This is a genomic window from Streptomyces sp. NPDC088810, from assembly GCF_044750305.1.
Lineage (GTDB): Bacteria > Actinomycetota > Actinomycetes > Streptomycetales > Streptomycetaceae > Streptomyces.
In genome coordinates, this window is the sequence record NZ_JBIVJQ010000001.1 from 372,479 (window position 1) to 391,221 (window position 18,743).

Annotated in this window: 13 protein-coding genes and 1 pseudogene; all 14 read right to left on the bottom strand. The window is 72.6% G+C overall.

Annotation, left to right across the window (positions count from 1 at the left end):
- A pseudogene (locus ACIP4Y_RS01705) lies at positions 1–991 on the bottom strand (phosphopeptide-binding protein); the annotation flags it as partial.
- Between the two features lie 34 nt (positions 992–1,025).
- Positions 1,026–2,369, bottom strand: coding sequence for a VWA domain-containing protein (locus tag ACIP4Y_RS01710; RefSeq protein WP_401386397.1), 1,344 nt, complete (start codon positions 2,367–2,369; stop codon positions 1,026–1,028).
- A gap of 114 nt (positions 2,370–2,483) precedes the next feature.
- A complete protein-coding gene (locus ACIP4Y_RS01715; RefSeq protein WP_401386400.1) occupies positions 2,484–3,719 on the bottom strand; it encodes a PP2C family serine/threonine-protein phosphatase in 1,236 nt (411 codons plus the stop codon).
- A gap of 3 nt (positions 3,720–3,722) precedes the next feature.
- Positions 3,723–6,200 (bottom strand): tetratricopeptide repeat protein, encoded by a 2,478-nt coding sequence (locus tag ACIP4Y_RS01720; protein WP_401386403.1) that lies wholly within the window; start codon positions 6,198–6,200, stop codon positions 3,723–3,725.
- Entirely contained in the window at positions 6,197–7,489 is a 1,293-nt protein-coding gene (locus ACIP4Y_RS01725; protein ID WP_401386406.1) for a hypothetical protein, read from the bottom strand. The genes ACIP4Y_RS01720 and ACIP4Y_RS01725 overlap by 4 nt, the downstream gene beginning before the upstream one ends.
- 41 nt (positions 7,490–7,530) lie before the next feature.
- Entirely contained in the window at positions 7,531–8,562 is a 1,032-nt protein-coding gene (locus ACIP4Y_RS01730) for a glutamate ABC transporter substrate-binding protein (protein WP_401386409.1), read from the bottom strand.
- Positions 8,563–8,576: 14 nt separating this feature from the next.
- Complete coding sequence (locus tag ACIP4Y_RS01735) at positions 8,577–10,025, bottom strand: hypothetical protein (RefSeq protein WP_401386412.1); 1,449 nt, start codon at positions 10,023–10,025, stop codon at positions 8,577–8,579.
- A 182-nt stretch (positions 10,026–10,207) separates the two neighbouring features.
- Positions 10,208–11,662, bottom strand: coding sequence for a purine-cytosine permease family protein (locus ACIP4Y_RS01740; RefSeq protein ID WP_401386415.1), 1,455 nt, complete (start codon positions 11,660–11,662; stop codon positions 10,208–10,210).
- A gap of 72 nt (positions 11,663–11,734) precedes the next feature.
- Positions 11,735–12,721: an N-acetylglucosamine kinase gene (locus ACIP4Y_RS01745; protein WP_401386418.1), complete on the bottom strand. Its 987-nt coding sequence runs from the start codon at positions 12,719–12,721 to the stop codon at positions 11,735–11,737.
- Positions 12,712–13,977, bottom strand: coding sequence for a 6-phospho-beta-glucosidase (locus tag ACIP4Y_RS01750; protein ID WP_401386421.1), 1,266 nt, complete (start codon positions 13,975–13,977; stop codon positions 12,712–12,714). Before ACIP4Y_RS01750 ends, ACIP4Y_RS01745 begins: the two co-directional genes overlap by 10 nt.
- A gap of 7 nt (positions 13,978–13,984) precedes the next feature.
- Positions 13,985–14,878 carry a carbohydrate ABC transporter permease gene (locus ACIP4Y_RS01755; protein WP_401386424.1) on the bottom strand — a complete coding sequence of 298 codons (894 nt, stop codon included), beginning with the start codon at positions 14,876–14,878 and terminating at the stop codon, positions 13,985–13,987.
- 2 nt (positions 14,879–14,880) lie between these two features.
- Positions 14,881–15,822, bottom strand: a complete 942-nt coding sequence (locus ACIP4Y_RS01760) for a sugar ABC transporter permease (protein ID WP_358646812.1) — start codon at positions 15,820–15,822, stop codon at positions 14,881–14,883.
- Positions 15,822–17,165, bottom strand: a complete 1,344-nt coding sequence (locus ACIP4Y_RS01765) for an ABC transporter substrate-binding protein (protein ID WP_401386427.1) — start codon at positions 17,163–17,165, stop codon at positions 15,822–15,824. Before ACIP4Y_RS01765 ends, ACIP4Y_RS01760 begins: the two co-directional genes overlap by 1 nt.
- A gap of 42 nt (positions 17,166–17,207) precedes the next feature.
- A complete protein-coding gene (locus ACIP4Y_RS01770; RefSeq protein ID WP_358646816.1) occupies positions 17,208–18,419 on the bottom strand; it encodes an ROK family transcriptional regulator in 1,212 nt (403 codons plus the stop codon).
- Between the last annotated feature and the right edge of the window lie 324 nt (positions 18,420–18,743).

The following is an 18,743-nucleotide window of genomic DNA, read 5'->3' on the forward strand; positions in this document are numbered from 1 at the left end:
GACCTTGTCCCTGATCCCGACCCTGACCCTGGCCGCCGCCGAACCCGGACGGACCGGAGGGGCCGCCGGATCCCGGACCCTGTCCCGGGCCGCCGAAGCCCTGACCGGGGCCCTGGCCCTGGCCCGGACCTTGTCCCTGATCCCGACCCTGACCCTGGCCGCCGCCGAACCCGGACGGACCGGAGGGGCCGCCGGATCCCGGACCCTGTCCCGGGCCGCCGGGAACCTGTCCCGGGCCGCCGAAGCCCTGACCGGGGCCCTGGCCCTGGCCCTGGCCGGGACCGCCGCCGAAGCCGGACGGGCCGCCAGGACCCTGGCCCTGGCCCGGTCCGCCGCCGAAGCCGGACGGGGCGCCGGGGCCCTGGCCGGGACCGCCGCCGAAGCCGGACGGGCCCGACGGGCCGCCGGGGCGCTGGCCCGGTGCCGTGCCCGGGCCGCCGCCGAAGCCCGGCGGTGGGCCCGGCGGGCGCTGGTTGCCGCCGCCGAAGGGGGGCGGGCCCGAGGGGCCCGGGGAGGTCGGCGGGCCGGACGGGGCGCGGTCGCCGCCGAACGGCGTCGGGCCCGACGGCTCGCTGCCGAAGGACGGGATCGGCTCGGCCGGCCGGTTCACCTGCGAGGGCCGCGAGCCCTGGTACTCGTACCCGTCACCGCTGCCGTACGTCGCGCTCGGCGGCTGGAACCGCGGCTGCGGCGGACGCGGGGCGGCCGGGGTGTAGGACGTCGCCGTGTTGGTCAGGAAGTTCCACCGGCACTCCTCGCAGAAGGGCGCGCCGCCCTCGCGGGGCGTACGGCACTGCGGGCACAGCTCCGGCTCGGGGTCCCCGGCGGCCGGGCCGGGCCGGCCACCGGCACCCGCGGGCGGCGGGAAGCCGTAGCCGCCTGCGGCAGGGGGCGGCGGCGGAGGGGGAGGTACGGCACCGGCCATGCGGTGACCGCAGACCTCGCACCAGTCGTCGGAACCCGACTGGTGTCCGTTCGGGCAGGTCGGCATGTCGGCGCTTCCCCTTCTCCTACGCTTCCAAGGGTCACTTCTTCACACGAACAGTCTTGGTGGACCGGGTCTCCAGAGTCATCTCGTCCGCCTCCGCGACCCTCGTCTTCAACCGCACAGTACCTGTCGCGGCGTCGACCACGTCCACCACCTTCGCAAGCAGTTTCGCAGTATCCGCGTTCCCCGAGGCGTTCGCGAGCTGAACGGCCCGTCCGAGTTTGGCCGTTGCTCCATCGAAATCGCCCGCTTTGCGAAGGTCGAGGCCCTTCTGGATGGCTTGCGCCAGTTCGGCCTGCCCGGTGTAGTGGGCGACTTGGGGGTTGATCGAGGTGGAGGCGACCATGTCGTCGGTCCACACGGCCCGTACGAGCCCCTGCGCGCCGAGGCTTTGTGCCGATCCGTCGGCTTGCGGGATCACCAGCGAGACGCGCGCGGCGAGCATCTCCCGGCCCAGCCCGGCCGGCGGGACCGTCACGCACAGGTGGTAGTCGCGGGACTCGTCGCCCCACGACCCGGTCGGGTAGTCCCCGGCGCGCGGCCCGGCCTCGGTGCGGCGGGCGGTCAAGTCCTCCATCGTGGGGGCGACTTGCTTGACGAACCGGATGGTCGTGCCGACCGGCGTCCACACCCGCAGGGCGACGTCGGCGACCTCCTTGCCCATCGCCGTCTCCATCATCTTCGTGAAGTCGGCGGCCAGACCCGCCGGGTCGGCGACGATGTCGGCGGTGCCGAGCAGCGCCGAGGCGATCCCTGTGACTTCTTTCACTTCCCAGTCGGTGCCCACGCCCCGCGCATCACAGGTGAACCGGCCGGCGCAGGCGTCCAGCGTGGCCCTCAGGTCCTCCGGTGACTCGTGTTCGTTGCGGCCGTCGGTGAGCAGGATGCCGTGCCGGATGGTGACGTCCGCCGAGGACAGCAGCCGGTCGGCGAGCCGCAGCCAGGTGCCGATGGCCGTACCGCCGCCCGCGCTCAGCCGGCGCAGCGCCTGCTTGGCCTGCTCCCGGGTGGTGGCGTCGGCGACCGCGAGCCGCCCGGCGCCCGGATAGACCTCGGTGGCCACGTGCGTGCCGCCGATCACCGCGAAGCAGGTGCCGTCGCGCAGGGTGTCGATCGCGGCGGCCGTGGCGTCCCGGGCGTTGCGCATCTTGGTCGGCGGATAGTCCATGGAGCCCGAGCAGTCGACCATGACCGCCACCGCGGCGGAGGGCCGCTGCCCCGGCGCATACACGGGCGCGGAGACCGTGCTGCCGATGGTGCCGCCGCCGGTCGCACTCACCGTGACGATGGCGTTGACCTCGCTGCCGCCCTCGGGCAGGTACTCGTTCTGGTAGACGTCCACCGAGAACTGCGGCACGTTCGACTTCGCGAAATTGGCCATGCTTGATCGCATCCCCCTCGACACCCCGCCCCCGCGGGGCGCTGGCTGTGAGCGGACCGGTCCCCTCCGGTCCGCCCCGGCTTCCCCGTGCCGTTCCCCCGTCGGATACGGCCCTCAGGCCGATACTGCCCCCTGCGGCGGCGCCGGGAACGGCAGGACCGCCACTGTTACGTTGTCGTGGCCCCCGCCGTCCAGGGCGTGCCCGACCAGGACCCGGGCGCTGTGCAGCGGGCGGGCCGCCGCGTCCGCCGGGACGACCTCGGACATCTCCTCGGCCGTCTCCGCGTAGTTCCACAGTCCGTCGGTGCACACCACCACCGCACCCGGCCGGTCCGGCTTGAACGAGGCGGTGTGCGGCTCCAGTTCGTAGGCGTCCGCGCCGAGCCAGCCGGTGATCGCGTGGGCGCGCTCGTCGGCGTACGCCTCGGCCTCGCTCATCAGGCCGGCGGCGACCATCTGGGCGGCCCACGAGTCGTCCTCGGTCAGCCGGGCGGGCGGTGCGCCGCGGTCGGTGGGCACCCAGTAGGCCCGGCTGTCACCGACCCAGCCGACGACCAGCAGCCCGGAGGTGACCACCGCGCCGACGATCGTGCACGCCGGGGCGTTCTGGTGCGGGGCGTGCTCGCGGGCCGTGGCGGGCTCCTCGGCGAGCGCGTTGACGGCCTGCGCGGCGGCGACGATCGCCTCGTGCATCGCCTGCTGCGGGTGGGTCCCGCGGGGCAGCGCGGCCAGCAGCGTGTCACCGGCCGCCTGGGAGGCGGCCAGGGAGGCGTCGTCCGGGCGGGTCGCGGAGGACACGCCGTCGCAGACGATCGCCACCACCGCCGGGGTGCCGTCGGGCAGCGTGGTGTGGCCGACGGCGAAGGCGTCCTCGTTGCGGTGGTGGCGCAGCCCGCGGTCGCTGACGGCGGCGACCGGGCCCGACTCCCGCTCCACGTGGTCGCGTTCGCGGGGCTGGGCGTGCCCGCAGTTCTCGCAGTAGCCGTCGCCGTCCACCCGGCCCGCCCGGCAGGCCACACAGACCTGCGCCGGATCGGCCGGGGCGGCGGCATCGGCGGCCAGCCGCGGGTCCGGCGCCTGCAGCGGGTACTCGTCGGGCTCGGCCGGCCGGTCGAACCGCACCCCGGAGCCGCCGGCCTGCCCGGTGCCCGCCTCGGGCCCGGCCGTGCCGTCCCCGGGCGCGCCGGAGCCGGTCATGGTGAGCGTCGGGTGGTCCTGCTGGTCCTGCGGCGCGGCGGGGACCACCGAAAGGTCGTACCCGCACGCTCCGCAGAACAGGTCGCCCGACTCCACGGGCTCCGCGCAACTCGGGCACTTCGGCAGTGCGGCCTGCTGGGGCATCTGCGACATCGACTACACCCACGTCCGGGGGCGGTAACGGTTGGCCCGTTCCACCAGCTCGATCCTCTCCTCGCCGCCGGTCGCCAGCCGGGCCAGCGTGCGATAGGCGCGCTCCAGGCCGAAGCGGAGACCCCGCTCGTCCAGACCGCTGCCCAGGAGCACCCGGCCTCCGACGGCCGGCCCGGTGCCCTGACCCCCGGAGAGTATCCAGTCCAGCGCGCAGCCGAGCACTTCCGCCGACAACCGCTCGCGCCGCGCCGGGTCCAGGCCGTACGCCTGGAGTGCCTCGACCTGACCGGCGGCGGCCGTCAGGTCGTCCAGGAACGGTACGTCACCCGCGCCCGCCGTGCGCCGGGCGATCCGGGCGCGGACGGCGGCGACCCGGGCGGCCGTGTAGTGGATGGACGACTCCGGCACCGACTCCAGGGTCCGTACGGCCCCGCTCCGGTCGCCGGCCGCGAGCTGCACCCGGGCCAGCCCGAACGCGGCGCTCACGAAACTCGGGTCGGTCGTCCACACCAGGCGGTAGTACTCGGCCGCGTTGTCCAGCTGGCCCAGCACCTCCGCGCACAGGCCGAGCGCCAGCTTCGGCGCGGCCTCGCCCGGGAAGGCGTCGTAGATCGCGTCGAAGGCGAGCGCGGCGGCCTCGAAGTCGCCGGTGACCAGGGCGGCCACCCCCCGGTACCACACCACCCGCCAGTCGTCCGGGCGTTCCTCGTCCAGCTTGGCGAGGCTCATCGCCGCGGCCTGGTGGTCGCCGCTCTCCAGCCGGGCGCGGATCTGCCGGAGCCGGGACTCCACGGTCTGCGCGGGCGCGGCGGCCAGCGCGGTCATCAGCTCGGCCGGAGCGGAGGCCAGCAGGCCCGCCAGGAAACCGGCGTTCGGGTCGGTCGGGTCGACCAGCGGCACCGGCAGGGCGAGCGCGGCGGCCGGGGTGTCGACGGGCTCGACCAGGGCCGGCGGGTGCAGGGCGGGAGCGGCGGTCTCCGCCTTCCGCACCGGGCGCGCGCCCAGCCGGGACACGTCCCCGTCCAGCCGCGGGAACAGCTCGGTGTCGGTGACCTTCAGCTCCGGCCCGAACAGCGTCGACAGCGCCGGCCGGGGCCGCCCGGTCTGGAGTGCGACGACCTCCCGCAGCACGCCCGTCAGCTGCTCGGCCATCTCCTGCGCGGAGGCGAACCGGCGGGCCGGGTCGGGGTCGGTGGCGCGGACCAGGAGCCGGTAGAAGGACTCGTACCGGCGGAAGACCTCGATGCTCTCGGGGTCGGGCAGGGAGTCCGCGTAGACGTTCGTGTAGCCCTGGAAGTCGAAGGTCAGCACGGCCAGCGTACGGCCCACCGTGTACAGGTCGCTGGCCACCGACGGGCCGGCCTCGGCGACCTCCGGCGCCTGGTAGCCGACCGTGCCGTAGATCGCCGACTCCTCGTCGTCCATCCGGCGGACCGCGCCCATGTCGATCAGCTTGAGCTGGTCCTCGGTCTGGATGGCGTTGTCGACCTTGAAGTCGCAGTACAGCAGGTTCCGGCTGTGCAGATGACCGAGCGCCTCCAGCGCCTCGATGCCGTACGCGCACGCCTGCTCCACCGGCAGCGGATCACGTCGGCCGTCGGGCGCCCGGCGGGCGTTGGCGATCTCCTTCAGGGACTTGCCGCCGACGTACTCCATGACGATGTAGCCGTCGAGGGAGCCGGTGCGCTGGTCCAGGTGCTCCACGAAGTTGTAGATCCGCACGATGTTGGCGTGCTCGATCTCCGCGAGGAACCGCCGCTCGGAGATCGCCGCGGCCATCGCGTCCTGGTCGCCGGTGTCCAGCAGGCCCTTGAGCACCACCCACCGGTCGGAGACGGCCCGGTCCACGGCGAGGTAGACCCAGCCGAGCCCGCCGTGCGCGAGGCAGCCCGCCACCTCGTACTGGCCGTGCACGATGTCCCCGGCCTTCAGCTTGGGCACGAAGGAGTACGGGTGCCCGCACTTGGTGCAGAAACCCTCCGTGCGGCCCGGCCGGTCGCCCCGGGCCCGGCCGACCGGCGCCCCGCAGTCCGACCGCGAGCAGAACCGCTTCCGCTCGGGCACCTCCGGGTTGTCCAGCACCATCGCGCGCGGGTCGGGCCGCGGCACCTGCGGCACGGAGACCAGCCCGGCGCCCAGCCGCCCGCGCGTGGAGGCGCCGGAGGAGGAGCCGGAGCTGCGCACCGACACCGAACGGCCGGTGGACTTCCCCGACAGCGACCGGGACAGCCGCCCGGAGACCGAGCGGCGCGACCTCGACGACTGCGAGGACGTCCGGGAGCTGCGCGAACTGCCGCTGTCGGACGCCGCCCTGGTGACACCGGTGGGCGCCGAGCCCACCATGCCTCCCCCAGAGGGGGGACCCCCAGCCGACACCACGGGCGCGAGACCGCACGTGTCGCAGTACAGCTCGCCGCCGCCGACGTCCTCGTACGACCCTTCGCAGCCCGGCCGCTGGCAGCTCTGCCCCGGCTGACTCATGACCCGTCCCCCCTGTGCTCCCCCTGGGTGTCCTCCGGCGCGCTCGCGCCGCCGAGCAGTTCGGCCGCCGCCTGCTGGTAGCGCAGCACGGCCTGTTCGGCCACGCGCAGGTCGCAGGGCGCGCTCCACAGCATGCGGCGGGCCGCGTCGTACCGCTCCACCAGCAGCGGGTCCTCCGCCAGCCCGTGCCGGGCCACCTTCGCCTTGTAGGCGTCCAGCCGGCCGCGCAGCTCGGCGCGGACCGCGAGCGGCGCGGTGACCGCGGTCAACGACTCGCGGGCGCGCAGCAGCTCGTCCTCCGCCTTCTCCTCCAGCGACTCCAGCAGCGGCGAGAGCCGGTGCCACTGGGCCTGCCTGCGGTACTCGGCCGCGGTCGCCAGCTGCTCCTGCAACGCGGTCGGCGGCCCGCTCACCACCGGCACCTCCGTCGCGGCGATCTTCGCGAGCACCTCGCCGCGCGCGGTACGGGCCTCGGCGAGCGTGCGGTCCGCGCGCGAGAGCACGTCCCGCAGCCGGATCAGCCGCGCCTCCGCGTCCTGGCGCACCGTCAGCACGGCGTCGATCTCCCGCCGTACGTCCTCCAGGGCGCGCGCCTCACGGTCGTACACCGTCGTGTCCGGACGTCCGCCGCCGGGCGCCGAACTGCCCTCGGCGGGCACCCAGAAGGCGAGCGGGTCGGAGACGACGTCCGCGCGCAGCTGGGTCAGTGTCCGGGTGATCCGCTCCAGGTCGTCGCCGGCCGGGTGCTCGCCGGGGCGCACCCCGACCGAGTGCGCCAGGCCCCGGGTGCGCTGGAGTTCCGCGGCGAGTAAATCGATCCGCGCGGGCAGCGCCGACCAGACCGCGTCGGCGGCGACGATCATGTCCAGGCTCGTCGCGTACAGCTCGTTCATCCGGTCCACCAGCGTGGACAGCGAGAACGTCTCGCTCAGCCTGCCGTTCCCGCCGCCGGGGACGGTCACGCACGCGCCGCGCAGCAGCTCGGTCAGCTCCGCCAGGTCCTCCCGGCTGGACCAGCGGCGCCGGGAGCGGATCTCCCGGGCGCCGCGCAGCGCGGCCGTGTAGGCGTCGAAGTACGCCCACAGCAGGGTGATCTGCGCCTCCGTGGCCTGCCAGCGCTCCTTGGTGACACCGGTCAGTTCCGCGCCCTCGAGGAGTCTGCGGCCCGCGTGGTCCTGCAGGGCCAGCAGCGAGGTCTCGATCGCCTCGTGCTCCTGGCCGAGCCGCGCCAGCGCACGGTCCACCTCGTCCCGGTCCATCACCGGCCCGGCGGGGTCCGTGACGCCCATCGATCACCTCTCGCTTGCTGTATGTACCGGTCGGGTACGGCTCAACTGCCGCGCAGGTACTGCGGCGCGGGCGGCTTCGACGCGGACGCGTCCTTGCCCAGTGTCGCCGACAGCCAGTCGTCGTACGACGTCTGCCAGCCCTGCGCGCGGTAGTCCACCAGAACACGGTTGACCCGGCGTACCAGATCGTCCGTGTCCTTCTTCATCGCCACTCCGTAGTACTCGGTCGTGAACGCCTTGCCCTTGAGTTCGACGGTCGGGTCCTGGGCGGCCTGGCTCGCGGCGAGCGCGCCGTCGGTCACCACCGCGTCCACCTCGCCGAGTTGCAGCCGGACCAGGCAGTCGAGCTGGTTCGGGACGGTGGTGGAGATGTCGGTGGTGGCGGGCAGCCGGCCGTCCTTCTTGTCGGCGGCCAGCTTGGCGTACGCGGTCGAACCGGCCGCCGTGCACACCTTCTTGTGCGCCAGCGAGCCGTCGTAGCCGGTGATCGGGGACGACTTGGGCGCGAGGACCTGCTGGCCGGTCTTGAAGTAGGGCGCGGAGAAGGCGACCTGGCGGAGCCGGTCGCAGGTGATCGTCATGGTGCGCACGACCATGTCGACCCGCCCGTCCTCGATCGCCGGGATGCGCTGGCTGGTCGGTATCGCCTTGAACTGCACCGCGTCCGGGTCGCCGAGGAGGTCGGCGGCGATGCGGTGGACGAGGTCGATGTCGAAGCCCTCCAGCCGGGCGCCGTCGGTGTTCGGGTTGCGGTAGCCCCAGCGGTAGCTGTTCTGGTCGACGCCGACGATCAGCTTGCGCTTGGCGCCCGTACGGGCCTTGATGGCGTCGATCGTCGGGCCGTCCGCGCCGGACGGGGCGAGCGTCTGCCGGTGCGCCTCGGAGTCCACGCAGCCGTCGGCGCGGGCCTGGATGCCGGTGGCGGACCTCTGCCCGGCCCGGTCCGGTTCCTCCGGCGCCCGCTGGGTGCTCGGCAGCAGCAGGACGAACGCCATCGCCAGCGCGCACAGCACCGCCATGGCGGCGACCCCGCCCCAGCCTCGCAGGGAGGCCCGTGCACGGCTCACGTACATCGCCCTGCCCCTTGTCACCGGTACTCCGAAAGTCTGCGGCCGATGCCGGCGACGGCGCCGGCCGCGGCCAGCACCGCGAGGACGGCGGCGCCCACCGGCAGCCCGGTCATGGCGTCCCGCCCGTCTCCGGCGGCCTGCTGGAACTCGCCCTGCTCATGGTCGATGGCCCGGGCGAGACTGCGGTCGACGCTGTCGAAGCACTCGGCCGTCGCGCCCTTCGCGCCGATCACCTTGTCCAGCGCCTGCTGGTAGTTGCCGTTCTCGTCCTCGGCCCGGGCGGCGGCGTGCCGCTGCTTCCACACCGCCATGTTGCCCTCGGCCGCCTTGACCGGTGCGGTGCCCCCCTGGTCGTCGGCGAGTCGCGCCGCCTCGGACAGGCCCTTGCCGAGCACGGCGATGTCCTTGTCGAAGTCGTAGTAGTAGGCGTCGTACGGCCTGCCGTCGACCGTGATGGTCTCCGCGCCGCGCGACACGAGGCTCAGGTTCTCGTTCCCGCGCGCCTTCAGGGAGGCGATCCGGGCGTCGTGCAGCACGTTCAGCGAGCGGATCCCGTGCTCGTACGAGCCGTCGAGGCCCGACCGGGCGACCGCGTGGCCGACGACCAGCCACAGCAGGGCGACGGCGGTCGCGGCGCTGGCGGCGACCAGGCCGTGGTTGAGGACCCGGTTGGTGCGCCGGTACATGCGGTGCTGGGCCCAGCCGAGCGCGGCCAGGGCGAGCAGCCCGAGCGCGATCGCCGCCCACGGGTACGGCGTCGCGTCCGCGTAGTCGGCATCCAGCCGCCGGTTCTCCGTGGTGTAGAGCTCCTCCGCCGCCGGGAGCATCTCCTTCTGCAGCTTCTCGTTGGCGTACCGCAGATAGGCACCGCCGACCGGATAGCCCTGCCGGTTGTACGTCCGGGCCCGCTCGATCAGGCCCTTGTACTCGGGCAGCAGCCGGTTCAGCTCGGCTATGGTCGCCTCGGAGGCCGAGCCGGGCTCGGCGTTGGCGGCGGCGTTGACGAGGCCGCCGGCGGCGGTGCGGATGTCCTTCTCGTACCGCTCCCTGGACGCCGGGTTCTCCTGGCCGCCGGCCAGGAACCCGCTGGACGCGGCGGTGTTGGCGTCGGCCAGCGACCGGTAGATGCCGGCCGCGCCGGAACTGAGCGGCTGGCTGCGGTGCAGCACGTCGTCGGCGGCGGCCGAGCGCTCGCTGGTCTGCCAGGCGGTGACCGCGCCGAACGCGACGACCAGCACCGCCAGGACGGCACCGATGATCCGCAGCCGCCCCGGCTCGGTCGTCGCGGCGGTCCGCAGCCGCTCGACCCCCTCGGCGAAGGCGGTCCGGCGCGCGGGCGGCACTCCCGCACCGGTGGCCGCCGGGAGCCCGGGCGGCCCGGGCTGGGCGGGGATGCCGGGGATGCCGGACACAGCGGCGGACCCGGCCGGCGGTGGCGCCGCGCTGCTCTTCGGCGGGTGTGTCACTCGACCTCCCCCATGGTCATCCGTTCGCCGCCCAGTATCACCGCCCGCACTGACATTGCGCACCGGCCTTCACTCGATCTTGATCGGATCGCAGTGTGCCGGAGGGCGCGCGCCTGAGGACGCACCACCCCCTGTTCAGTTACACGCCGGTGACGGCGGATCGGTTCCCCGAACGGCGGGCCTCACGGCTCGCGGTGCTCGTGGGCCGCCTGTTCCAGGGCTGCCGCCTCCGCGGTCGCCAGCCGGGTCTCCGCCTCGACGTCGATCGAGCGGGTCAGCCACCAGTACAGGAGGGCGGAGACCGGCAGGCCGATGAAGAGGGAGATGTCGGCGCCGCCCAGCGCCCTCGCGGCGGGGCCGAGGAACAGGGTGCCGACGGAGAAGAACGGGACCATGGCGGCGAAGCCGACGAGGTAGGCGACGATGCCGTGCCAGCCCCAGCGGCCGTAGATGCCGTGCGGGTTGAAGATCTCGGCGATGGCGTAGTGCCCGCGGCGCACCACGTAGTAGTCCATGAGGTTCACCGCGGTCCACGGGATGAACAGGTAGAGCACCAGGAGCAGGAAGTTCTCGAAGTTCTCCAGGAAGTTCGACGTCGCGGCCAGCGCGCCGACCAGGGAGAGCACCGCGGTGAGACCGAGGGTGACCAGCCGTACGGCGAGCGTCGGCCGGACCCGTTTGAACGAGTCGATGGCGCTGATGAGGGTGAGAGACCCGCCGTACATGTTCAGCGCGGTCACCGAGACCAGGCCGAGGGCCGAGAACAGCAGCACGACGGCACCGAACCCGGTGAACACCTTGTCGCCCGCGGAGTTGATCGCCGGGATCGTCTGGAAGGTCTTCGGACCCGCCCAGGCCGCCAGCAGCGCCCCGAGCACCATCAGCCAGATGCCGCCCAGCGCGGAGCCGAAGTAGGTCCAGTAGAAGGTCTTGCGGACGGTCACGTCCGGAGGAAGGTAACGGGAGTAGTCGGAGACGTAGATGGCCCAGCTGATCTGGTAGCCCGCGACCACGCCGAACTGCGCGAGGAACGGCGTCCACCGGAAGCCGCCGAGGTCGAAGGAGCCCGCCGGGTAGTGCAGGGTGACCAGGACGCCCACGGTGAAGACCCCGAAGATCACCAGGAAGATGTACGTCAGGATCCGCTCGGCCTTGTGGATGATGTCGTAGCCCACCAGCGCGATGACGAGCGCGACCACGGTCACCACGACGACCCACAGCTTGACGCCGCCGTGCAGCGTGGTGTGCAGGGAGTCGGCGGCGAGGATGCTGTTGAAGACGTTGAACCCGGCGTACTGCACGTAGGCGAACAGCCACACCAACAGCGCGCCGACGTAGCCGAACTGGGGCCGTGACTGGATCATCTGCGGCAGCCCGAGCTGAGGGCCCTGGGCCGAGTGGAAGGCCATGAAGAAGGTGCCGAGCACGGCACCGGAGACGATGGCCAGCAGCGACCAGACGAGGTTGCCGCCCTGGGTGATGCTGACCAGCCCGACCGCCAGGGTGGCGATCTGCGCGTTGGACATGAACCACAGCGGGCCCAGATGCCAGAGCTTGCCGTGCCGCTCGTCCAGCGGGACGTAGTCGATGGACCGGACCTCGAGACCGGACACTCTTGGCTCGGCTGATGTGCTCATGACGCCTCCCGAGATCGGCTCCGCCCCTCTGGTCACATTGTTGCCCCGCTCCGCCCCCGCGACGACTCCGGATCAGCCCGCCTCCCAGTGGCCCCGCACCCGCTCCTGCGCCTGCGCCCCCGCCGCCAGCCGGTCCAGGCCCAGCAGGGCCGCGCCCAGCACCGGGCTCGCCCTGACCACGCGGACGTCGGCCTTCGGGGCGCGCGAGGACAGCAGCTCGCGGACGGTGTCGTTCAGCTGGGGGTGGCCGGCGGTGAGGACGCTGCCGCCGAGCAGGACCGGGGTCTGCTCGTCCAGCAGGTCCAGGCGGGTCAGGGCGACCGTGGCCAGCACCGTGACCTCCTCCGCGAGCCGGGTGACGATCGCGCGGGCCACCGGGTCGCCGTCCGCCGCCGTGGCGAACAGCACCGGGGTCAGCTCGTGCCGGCGGCGCGGGGCGACGTGCTCCAGGTGCAGGGCCTCGATGAGGGCGTACATGCTCGGCAGACCGAAGTGCGCGGGGAGGGTGCGGGCCAGCAGGGTCGGCCGGCCGCGGCCGTCCTCCGCGCGGGCCGCGTGCCACAGGGCCTCCTCCGCCAGGCCCCAGCCACCGCCCCAGTCCCCGGAGATCCGGCCGATGGCCGGGAAGCGGGCGGTACGGCCGTCGGGGCGCATGCCCACGCAGTTGATGCCCGCGCCGCACACCACCGCCACCCCGCGCGGCTCGGCGACGCCCGCGCGCAGGATCGCGAAGGTGTCGTTGCGGACCTCCACCGACGCGCCCCACGCGCGCGCGTGCAGCGCGTCCGCCAGCTGTTCCTCCTCCACCGGCAGATCGGCGTTGGCCAGGCAGGCCGAGACATGGGTCACCCCGGTGACCCCGGCGTCCGCGAACGCCCGTGACACCGGTTCCGCCAGCGCGTCCAGCGCCGCGGCCACGCCCACCGCGGGCGGCCGGAAGCCGCCGCCGCGGGCCGTGGCCAGCACCTCGCCGGCGGCGGTGACCACGGCCACGTCGGTCTTGCTGTTGCCCGCGTCGATGGCGAGGACCGTCAGGGGGTCGGGTGCGGTCAGGCCCACGCGAGGTGCTCCCGGTTGTGTGCGACCAGCTGGTCGGTGAGGGCGTCGGCGTACGCGTGCTGGCCGATCAGCGGGTGGGCGAGCAGGGCACGGAAGACGCGGTCCCGGCCGCCGCGCAGGGCCGCCTCCAGGGCCAGCTCCTCGTACCCCGTCACGTTCGCGACCAGGCCCGCGAACAGCGGGTCCATGGCCCGGACCGGCAGGGGTACCGGGCCGGCCGGGCCGACCGCCGCCTGCACCTCGATCACCGCGTCGTCGGGCAGGAACGGCAGTGTGCCCCTGTTGAGCGTGTTCACCACCTGGTAGGGGCTGCCGCCGCCGCCCAGCAGGGCCGCCGCCAGGTCCACGGCCGCCTCCGAGTAGAAGGCGCCGCCGCGCTTGGCGAGCAGGGCCGGCTTCTCGTCCAGGGCCGGGTCGCCGTACATCTCCAGCAGCTCCCGCTCCATGGCGGCCACCTGGGACGCGCGGGAGGGCTTGGTGCGCAGCTCCCGTACGACCTCGTCGTGCGCGTAGTAGTAGCGCAGGTAGTAGGACGGGACCACACCGAGGCGGTCCAGCAGGGGGCGGGGAAGACGGACGTCGTCGGCGATCGCCTCGCCGTGTTCCGTCAGGAGCTTCGGCAGGACGTCCTCGCCTTCCGGACCGCCCAGGCGCACACCTGTTTCCCAGGTGAGATGGTTCAGGCCCACATGGCCCAGGTGCACATTCGCCGGGGCCGTGCCCAGCAGGGCGGCGAACTTCCGCTGGAAGCCGATCGCCACGTTGCACAGGCCGACCGCCCGGTGCCCGGCCTGGAGGAGGGCGCGGGTGACGATGCCGACCGGGTTGGTGAAGTCGATGATCCACGCGCGCGGGTTGGTACGGCGGACCCGTTCGGCGATGTCCAGGACCACCGGCACCGTGCGCAGGGCCTTCGCCAGGCCGCCCGCGCCGGTGGTCTCCTGGCCGATGCAGCCGCACTCCAGCGGCCACGTCTCGTCCTGTTCCCGGGCCGCCTGGCCGCCGACGCGCAGCTGGAGCAGGACGGCGTCGGCGCCGTCGACCCCCGCGTCCAGGTCGGAGGTGGTGACGATCCGGCCGGGGTGGCCCTGCCTGGCGAAGATCCGCCGGGCCAGGCCGCCGACCGGCTCCAGGCGGTCCGCCGCGGGGTCGACCAGGACGAGTTCCTCGACGGGCAGGGTGTCGCGCAGGCGGGCGAAACCGTCGACGAGTTCGGGCGTGTAGGTCGAGCCGCCGCCGACCACGGTGAGTTTCACAGTCAGATCAACCCTTTACTCCGGTGAGGGTGACGCCCTCGACGAACGCCTTCTGGGCGAAGAAGAACACGAGGACCACGGGGGCCATGACCAGCACGGTCGCGGCCATGGTGAGGTTCCAGTCGGTGTGGTGGGCGCCCTTGAAGGACTCCAGGCCGTAGGACAGGGTCCAGGCGCCGGGGTTCTCGGACGCGTAGATCTGCGGGCCGAAGTAGTCGTTCCAGGCGTAGAAGAACTGGAAGAGGGCCACGGCGGCGATGCCCGGCCTGGCCATCGGCAGCACGACCCGCAGCAGGATCCGCAGGTCACCGCAGCCGTCGACCTTCGCCGCGTCCAGGTACTCGTTCGGGATCGTCATCAGGAACTGGCGCAGCAGGAAGATGGAGAACGCGTCCCCGAACGCCATCGGGACGATCAGCGGCCACAGCGTGCCGGACAGGTCCAGCTGTTTCGCCCAGAAGAGGTACATCGGGATGACGACCACCTGCGGGGGCAGCATCATCATCGAGATCACCAGCATGAGCGACAGGTTGCGGCCCCGGAAGCGGAACTTGGCGAGCGCGTACGCCACGGGGACCGAGGACACCACGGTCAGCAGGGTGCCGAGCCCGGCGTAGGCCAGCGTGTTCCTCCACCAGGTGAGGAAGCCGGGCGTGTCGAAGACCTTCCGGTAGTTGCCCCACTCCCAGGTGTGCGGGATCAGGTCCCGGCTGAGGGCCTGGCTGTCGCTCATCAGCGAGGTCAGGAACACGAACACGAAGGGCAGGGTGAAGAACAGCGCGGCGGCGACGCCGAGCGCGTGGACGGCGATCCACTCCAGCACCGCCCTGCGGCGGGCGGCGCGGTCGGCCCCCGGGACCGGCGGCGCGAGCTTCACGGGGTGGTCCAGTACCTGGGTCATGGTCAGTCACCTGCCTGGATCAGGCCGCCCCGGCGCCGCATCAGCAGCGCGGTGAACGCCATCGACAGGGCGAACAGCACCAGCGCGACCACGCACGCCGAGCCGTAGTCGAAGCGCTGGAAGCCGAGGTTGTAGACGAGCTGGGGGAGGGTGAGCGTGGACTTGTCGGGGTAGCCGGGCTCGAACTGGGTGCCGGCGCCCTGGATCACGCCGGAGGCGACCTTCCCGGCGATCAGTGGCTGGGTGTAGTACTGCATGGTCTGGATCACGCCGGTGACGACGGCGAACATCACGATCGGGGAGATGTTCGGCAGGGTCACGTACCGGAACCGCTGCCACGCCGAGGCGCCGTCCAGCTCCGCCGCCTCGTACTGCTCGGTCGGTACGTCGAGCAGCGCGGCCATGAAGACGACCATCAGGTCGCCGACGCCCCACAGGGCCAGCAGGGTCAGTGCGGGTTTGGACCAGGCGGGGTCGTTGAACCAGCCGGGCGCCGGCAGTCCGGCCTTCTCCAGGAGCGAGTTCACCGGGCCGGTGCCGGGGTTGAGCAGGAAGGCGAAGGCCATGGTCGCCGCGACCGGCGGGGCCAGGTACGGCAGGTAGAACAGGGTGCGGAAGACGCCCGTCCCCGTCTTGATCTTCGTGATGAGCAGGCCGACGCCGAGCCCGAAGACCACCCGGAGGCTCACCATCACCACGACCAGCCACAGCGTGTTGCGCAGGGCGGGCCAGAACAGCGGGTAGTGCTCGAAGACGTACGCCCAGTTCTTCCCGCCGGTCCACTGCGGCGGCCGGAACCCGTCGTAGTGCATGAAGGAGAAATAGACCGTGGAGAGCAGCGGATAGGCGAAGAAGACCGCGAAACCGATGAGCCACGGCGACATGAAGGCGAGCGTGCGCAGGGCCGAGCGCCGGCGTTTCGACGCGAGGGTGACGGCGCTCATCACTGGGCCTGTGCGATGTCCGTGTCGATCTGCGCGGCCGTCTTCCTCAGCCCGGCCTTCAGATCGGTCACCTTGCCGCTCTCGTAGTCGTAGCCGAGCTGCTGGATCGTCACCAGGTACACGCCGCCGTTGACGGAGGCGGGTGTCGTGGTGGAGTGCGGGTTCGCCGCGATGTCCAGGAAGGTCTTGAACCGCGGGTCGTACGTCAGCTTCGGGGACTTCAGCGCGGCGAGCGTGGAGGGCACGTTGTGGATGTCGTTGGCGAAGCCGACCACCGCGTCCGTGTTCGTGGTCATGTACTTCACCAGTTCCCAGGCCGCGTTCTGCTTGTGGCTGGTGGCGGCGATGCCCGTGACGGTGCCGGTGATGTAGCCCTTGCCGTACTGGCCGGCCTGGTCGTCCGGGACGGGCAGCGGGGCCACCCCGACCTCGAAGTCCGGCCCGGCCTCCTCGACCATGCCGAGCCGCCACTCGCCGTCGAGCTGCATGGCGACCTGCCCGGTGTGGAAGGGGTGCCTGGGGCCCCACTCGTCGCCGAGGGTGGCCCGGAACCTCTCCAGCCGCCGGAATCCGCCGAGTTCGTCGACGAGCTTCTTCTGGAGGGTGAAGCCCTTCTCGAAGGCGGGGTCCCGGGCGAGGTTCGACTTGCCGTTCTTGTCGAAGTACGTCGGCGAGAACTGGCCGAGGTAGTGCTCGGTGGTGGACTCCCAGCCGTGGTAGTTCGGCATGAACCCGAGCTGCTTGAAGCCGTCGCCCTGGCGGATGGTCAGCTTCTCGGCATCCGCCGCGAATTCGGACCAGGTCTTCGGCGGACGGGCGATACCCGCCTTCTCGAACGCCGTCTTGTTGTAGTAGAGCCCGTACGCGTCCCCGAGCAGAGGTGCCGTGCAGCGGTCGCCGTCGAACCGGGTGTACTCGTTCATCGGCTTCGGGAACGTCTTCTCCGGGTCGATCCCGGACTTCTCGAAGAACGGGTTCAGATCCACCAGGGCGCCCGAGGAGCAGAACTTGCCCACGTTGTTGGTGGTGAACGACGAGATCACGTCCGGGGCCTTGTCGCCGCCGGCGCGCAGCGCCTGGTTGATCTTGTCGTCGGTCATGTTGCCGACGATGTTCACGTGGATGTTGGGGTGGGCGTTCTCGAAGCCGGCGACCAGCGACTTGACGGCCTTCACCTCGTTCGGCGCGCTCCAGGCGTGCCAGAAGTTGATCGTCGTGTCCTTCGACGGGTCGTCGGTGGCGCCCGAGCCGGTCTGGCCGGTACACGCGGCGGTGAGGAGCACGGCGGAGACGGTCACGGCAAAAGCCGCTTTTCGGGCGACTTCGGGTATGGCTGTGGGCATGGCGAGGTCTCCCAGGGACGGGTATGGGAAAAGAGGGGACGCTCAGCGCGAGGTGTCGAAGACCTCGTCGCGGGTGGCGGCGAGCGCGGACTCCAGCGCACCGCGCAGCACGGGGTGTTCACGGACGTCGCCGACGACCAGCCGGGGCCGGGCGGCGGCCAGCTCCTCCAGCTCGGCCTGGACGAGGCCGCGCAGCACCTCGCCGCCGGCCGTCAGGGCGGAGCCGCTCAGGACGACGAGTTCGGGATCGAGCACGGAGACGAGCGAGGCCAGACCGGTGGCCAGCCGGGTGGCGTAGGTCTGGAGCAGCTTCCGGTGGGGGCCGCTCGCGTGGTCGGCGGCGCGGGCGACGAGTGCGGTGGCGGCCTCGGCATGCGGCCCCGGCGGCACGTCGGTGATACCGAGTTCCCGGGCCAGCCTCGGTACGGCCTGGGAGCCGGCCAGCTCCTGGTAGCCGCCGCTGTTGGCCTTGGTGACCTGCCGTACCAGGGGGGTGCCCGGCACCGGCAGGAAGCCGACCTCGCCGGCGCCGCCGGTCCAGCCGCGGTGCAGCCGGCCGCCGAGGACCAGGGCGGCGCCCAGGCCCTCCTCGTTCCACAGCAGCACGAAGTCCGCGTGGCCGCGGGCCGCGCCGAGCCGCTGTTCGGCGATGGCGACGAGGTTGACGTCGTTCTCGTACTCGACCGGCATCGGCAGCGCCGCCGCGAGGTCGTCGAGCAGCGCGGGGGAGTGCCAGCCGGGCAGGTGGGAGGCGTAGCGCAGCCGCCCGGTGTTGGGGTCGAAGGCGCCGGGCGTGCCGATGACCAGCCGGTGCACGTCGGACCGGGCGAGCCCGGCGGCCTTGACGGCGCCGTCGAGGGCGTCGGTGACCTGCTGGACCACGGACCGCGCCGGGCGCCGTCCGGGGGTGGGCAGCTCGTACTCGCCGACCGTGCGGCCGGTGATGTCGGCGACCGCGGCGCGGATGCGGTGCGGGGTGACGTCGAGTCCGGCGGCGTACGCGGCGGCCGGATCGACCGCGTACAGCTGGGCGTTGGGGCCCGGCCGGCCCTCGCTGGTGCCGGTGAGCCGGACCAGTCCGGCCGCCTCCAGGCGGGCCAGCAGCTGGGAGGCGGTGGGCTTGGACAGGCCGGTGAGCTTGCCGATCCGGGTGCGCGACAGCGGCCCGTGCTCCAGCAGGAGGTCCAGGGCGGCGCGGTCGTTCATGGCGCGCAGGACGCGCGGGGTGCCCGGCGTACCGGCGGTTCCTGCCATGGGGGTCGACACCTGCCTTTCCAGCCGCCCAGCTTTTCAGTGACCCGGGGAGGACGTCCAGTCTTGATCACCGGCCGCCGGGAGATCACTGTTAGGAAACTTTCCTATTGGGGTGGGAGGAACGTAAGCCCAGGACGAAGGGGGCGTCAATAGACAACGCCCCCTTGGTGGTGCCGACCACGATCACGACTGCGTCACGGCTGTGGTTTCCGCTGCTCAGAGTGCTGTGCGTTCGTGGAAGCGGCCGGACGGCGATGGCGCCGGCGGCGCCCTCGGTACGGCCCTCGGCGTCGCCGTCCTGCGCTTCGGGGACGTTCCGCTGGG

Excerpts from the sequence above, each read along its gene's own strand:
- ACIP4Y_RS01765 (WP_401386427.1), bottom strand. The coding sequence starts at position 17,165 with ATGCCCACAGCCATACCCGAAGTCGCCCGAAAAGCGGCTTTTGCCGTG.
- ACIP4Y_RS01730 (WP_401386409.1), bottom strand. The coding sequence starts at position 8,562 with ATGTACGTGAGCCGTGCACGGGCCTCCCTGCGAGGCTGGGGCGGGGTC.
- ACIP4Y_RS01720 (WP_401386403.1), bottom strand. The coding sequence starts at position 6,200 with ATGAGTCAGCCGGGGCAGAGCTGCCAGCGGCCGGGCTGCGAAGGGTCG.
- ACIP4Y_RS01755 (WP_401386424.1), bottom strand. The coding sequence starts at position 14,878 with ATGACCCAGGTACTGGACCACCCCGTGAAGCTCGCGCCGCCGGTCCCG.
- ACIP4Y_RS01725 (WP_401386406.1), bottom strand. The coding sequence starts at position 7,489 with ATGGGCGTCACGGACCCCGCCGGGCCGGTGATGGACCGGGACGAGGTG.
- ACIP4Y_RS01740 (WP_401386415.1), bottom strand. The coding sequence starts at position 11,662 with ATGAGCACATCAGCCGAGCCAAGAGTGTCCGGTCTCGAGGTCCGGTCC.
- ACIP4Y_RS01715 (WP_401386400.1), bottom strand. The coding sequence starts at position 3,719 with ATGTCGCAGATGCCCCAGCAGGCCGCACTGCCGAAGTGCCCGAGTTGC.
- ACIP4Y_RS01770 (WP_358646816.1), bottom strand. The coding sequence starts at position 18,419 with ATGGCAGGAACCGCCGGTACGCCGGGCACCCCGCGCGTCCTGCGCGCC.
- ACIP4Y_RS01760 (WP_358646812.1), bottom strand. The coding sequence starts at position 15,822 with ATGAGCGCCGTCACCCTCGCGTCGAAACGCCGGCGCTCGGCCCTGCGC.
- ACIP4Y_RS01710 (WP_401386397.1), bottom strand. The coding sequence starts at position 2,369 with ATGGCCAATTTCGCGAAGTCGAACGTGCCGCAGTTCTCGGTGGACGTC.